The sequence below is a fragment of the Phenylobacterium sp. genome, from assembly GCF_036263695.1.
GTDB lineage: Bacteria > Pseudomonadota > Alphaproteobacteria > Caulobacterales > Caulobacteraceae > Phenylobacterium.
The window spans coordinates 1-2964 of sequence record NZ_DATAGM010000065.1 but is presented as its reverse complement, the minus strand read 5'-3'; the positions used below and the strand labels follow the sequence as shown (position 1 = coordinate 2964).

Below are 2964 nucleotides of genomic sequence, written 5' to 3'. Positions count from 1 at the left end.
GTCTCGACCTTCTCGGCGATCAGCTCGACCCCGTAGCGGCGGGTGAGGCCGGCGAAGTCCTCGGCGGCGAGGTCCGGCATCGCCTGCAGCACCAGCCGCCCATCGCGCTCGGTCAGCTGCTCCAGCAGCACCTGGGCGGCGACCTTGACGAACTTCACGTCCGAGCGCGCCAGATCCTGGAAGTCGAGGTCCAGGTCGGTGACCTTGTCGAGGGAGAAGCGGAAGCCGAGGTCGGCCAGCTTGGCCATGTTGCGGGCTTCGACCGATCCCCGCCCGTCGAACGCGGCCTGGCCCATCTCGAAGATCAGCGCGCCGGCCAGGTCGCGGTTGGTGGAGAGCAGGTCCAGGAACTGCGGGAAGAAGCTCTCGTCGGCCAGGCTGGCCTGGCTGATGTTGCAGAAGATCGCGACCTTGCGGTCCTCTTTCGCCAGCCGCCGGACGATCTGCACGCAGCGGAACAGCAGCAGGTTGTCGATGGCGGTGATCAGCCCTTCGGGCTCGGCGACCTTGAGGTATTCGGCGGGCATCAGCACCCGGCCGGTCTCGTCGCGCAGGCGCGAATAGCTCTCGTAGTACATCCGCCGGCGCTGCGGCAGGCCGACGATCGGCTGCAGATAGAGGTCGACGCGGTTCTCGGTCAGGGCGGCGCGGACGGTCTCCAGCAGGGCCTTGGACTGGGCCTGCTGCTGGGGCGGCATACGCGCCTGGCTGGGCGGCAGGATGCCGTCGGAGATACGCACCGACAGCCGGTGGACCAGGTCCTCCAGCATGTGCACTTCGCCGGCCAGCTGCTCCGACTTGCGGGCGTCCTTGGCCAGGCCCTGGACCGCCTCGGCGACCCGCTCGTCCATCTTCTCGATCTGCTCGAGCAGGATGCGCTGGGCGGCGCGGATGGCTTCGATGTCCTCGGCGACCTCGGCCGAGGCCAGCGCCCGGGCGATCAGCCCGTGCACGGCCAGCGCCAAGGACAGGCCGCCGACGAAGGCCGCCACGCCCACGGTCCAGCCGCCGCCGCCTCGCCACAAGGTCAGGGCGAGCACAAGAGCGGAGATGAAATATGCCCCCAGGAGCAGGGGAAGCGTCAGCCGTCGCATGAACCCGCCCGTCCGAATCAATCAGGATTATCGGACGGTTGTGGGGCGTTCGTCGAATGTAATGGTGACGCGGGCTTTTGCTCGCTCTAGCTGAGCGCCAGCTGCACGCGCGAGGCCTGGGCGGACACCTGCTGCGGCGGCGTCGGCGTCTCCGGCGCGGCGGCGCCGGTCCACAGGGCCGCGAGCTTGTCGAGCTCGGCCTTGGCGGCCGTCAGCTTGGCGTTGTCGCCGGCCCGCGACGCCGCCGACTGCGCGGCCAGGATGGCGCCCAGCGAGTGCTGGTACTCGATGGGATCGACGACGCCGTCGACCACCACGCCGCGGTAGATGCCCTCGGCCACCGAAACCAGGCCCTTGACCACCTCGGCGGGATCACCGCCGGCCTTGGCGGCCGCCGCGTCCAGGTTGGCGACCGCGGCGTTGAGGTCCGCGGCCGAGCCCGACTGGACGGCCTTGCGCAGCACGGCTTCGTCGACCCCGGCGGTGCGGAAGGTGTCGGGATCCTTGTCGAACACTTCCAGCATCCCCTGGCCAGCCAGGGCGGCGGCGGCTTCCGCGCCGTCCTTCTGCTGCTGGGCGATCAGGAAGAAGCCCTTCAGGTGGGCGATCTGCAGGGCCGTCTTGGAGGCTGCGGGGACGGCGCCGTAGGCCTGGGCCGCGCCCTGCTCGGCCGCCTCACCGCCTTCACCCACCGCTTTGGCCGCGCCCTGCTCGGCGGCCTCACCGCCTTCCCCGACGGCGGCGGCCTTGCCGGCTTCCCCAGCTTCCCCGCCCGCTTCGCCGCCACAGGCGGCCACGCCCGCGCCGAGCAGCACGGCGGCCGAGAGGCTGGTCCAGAGTTTCGGGCGAAGAACGGTCATTGGAAGCTCCACAGGTGTGCCCGGACCTAATCACGCACCCCCTGCTCTTGCAAGTCATTCGCAAAGGTGGGACGAGGGCGCCATGCTGACGCTCGCCGGCGTGCTCGAATCCGAAGACCTGACCCGCATCCGCGAGGCGCTGGCGGAGGCGCCGTGGCTGGACGGGCGGCGTACCGCGGGGCCAGCGGCGCGCAAGGTCAAGGCCAACACCCAGGCCGACACGGACAATCCCAAGATCGCGGCCCTGGGGCGCTTCGTGCGCGAGGCGCTGGAGCGCAGCGAGGTGTTCGCCGCCTACGCCCGGCCGGCCCGCTGGTCGACGCTGATGTTCAACCGCTACGGCCCCGGCGAGACCTACGGCACGCACATGGACGATGCGCTGATGGGGCCGGACGGGGGCAAGCTGCGGACCGACCTGTCCTTCACCCTCTTCCTCTCCGAGCCCGAGGCCTACGAGGGCGGCGAGCTGGTGGTCGAGGGGCTCGAGGGCGAGCGGGCGGTCAAGCTGGCGGCGGGGAGCCTCGTGGTCTACTCGACCGGCGCCCTGCACCGGGTCGAGCCGGTGACGTCGGGCGAGCGGCTGGCCTGCGTGGGCTGGATCCAGAGCTTCATCCGCAGGGCCGACGAGCGGGAGGTGCTGTTCGACCTCGCCCGCGTCCGCGCGGCGCTGCCTGAAGGCGAGGCGCGCCTCTTGCTGGACAAGGCCAGCGGCAACCTGCTGCGGCTGTGGGGAGAGCCCTAGCGGGTCGGGACGGGCTGGTCGCCGCGGTAATCGTAGAAGCCGCGGCCGGTCTTGCGGCCCAGCCAGCCGGCTTCGACGTACTTCACCAGCAGCGGGCAGGGCCGGTACTTGGAGTCGGCCAGACCCTCGTAGAGCACGTTCATGATCGACAGCACGGTGTCGAGGCCGATGAAGTCGCCCAGCTCCAGCGGGCCCATCGGGTGGTTGGCCCCGAGCTTCATGGCCGTGTCGATGGCCTCCACGGTGCCGACGCCCTCGTAGAGGGTGT

The 2964-nt window shown here is 70.6% G+C and carries 4 protein-coding genes; 1 reads left to right on the top strand and 3 read right to left on the bottom strand.

Annotated elements, in window-relative coordinates; genetic code table 11:
* Nucleotides 1–1094 (bottom strand): EAL domain-containing protein (locus tag VHK87_RS02440; RefSeq protein WP_329633308.1); only part of this gene is annotated, 1094 nt, incomplete at its 3' end.
* An 86-nt stretch (nucleotides 1095–1180) separates the two neighbouring features.
* Nucleotides 1181–1954, bottom strand: a complete 774-nt coding sequence (locus tag VHK87_RS02435; RefSeq protein ID WP_329633307.1) for a hypothetical protein — start codon at nucleotides 1952–1954, stop codon at nucleotides 1181–1183.
* A gap of 82 nt (nucleotides 1955–2036) precedes the next feature.
* Between VHK87_RS02435 and VHK87_RS02430 the strand changes: the two genes are divergently transcribed.
* Nucleotides 2037–2696 (top strand): Fe2+-dependent dioxygenase, encoded by a 660-nt coding sequence (locus VHK87_RS02430; RefSeq protein ID WP_329633306.1) that lies wholly within the window; start codon nucleotides 2037–2039, stop codon nucleotides 2694–2696.
* On the opposite strand, the gene VHK87_RS02425 is transcribed toward VHK87_RS02430, so the two are convergent.
* Nucleotides 2693–2964: 3-hydroxyacyl-CoA dehydrogenase family protein (locus VHK87_RS02425; protein ID WP_329633305.1), on the bottom strand; the 272-nt coding region annotated here is incomplete at its 5' end. The two genes, VHK87_RS02430 and VHK87_RS02425, sit on opposite strands and share 4 nt — an antisense overlap.

Bases quoted from the DNA above. Each gene is read 5' to 3' on its own strand.
- VHK87_RS02435 (WP_329633307.1), bottom strand. From the start codon at position 1,954: ATGACCGTTCTTCGCCCGAAACTCTGGACCAGCCTCTCGGCCGCCGTG.
- VHK87_RS02430 (WP_329633306.1), top strand. From the start codon at position 2,037: ATGCTGACGCTCGCCGGCGTGCTCGAATCCGAAGACCTGACCCGCATC.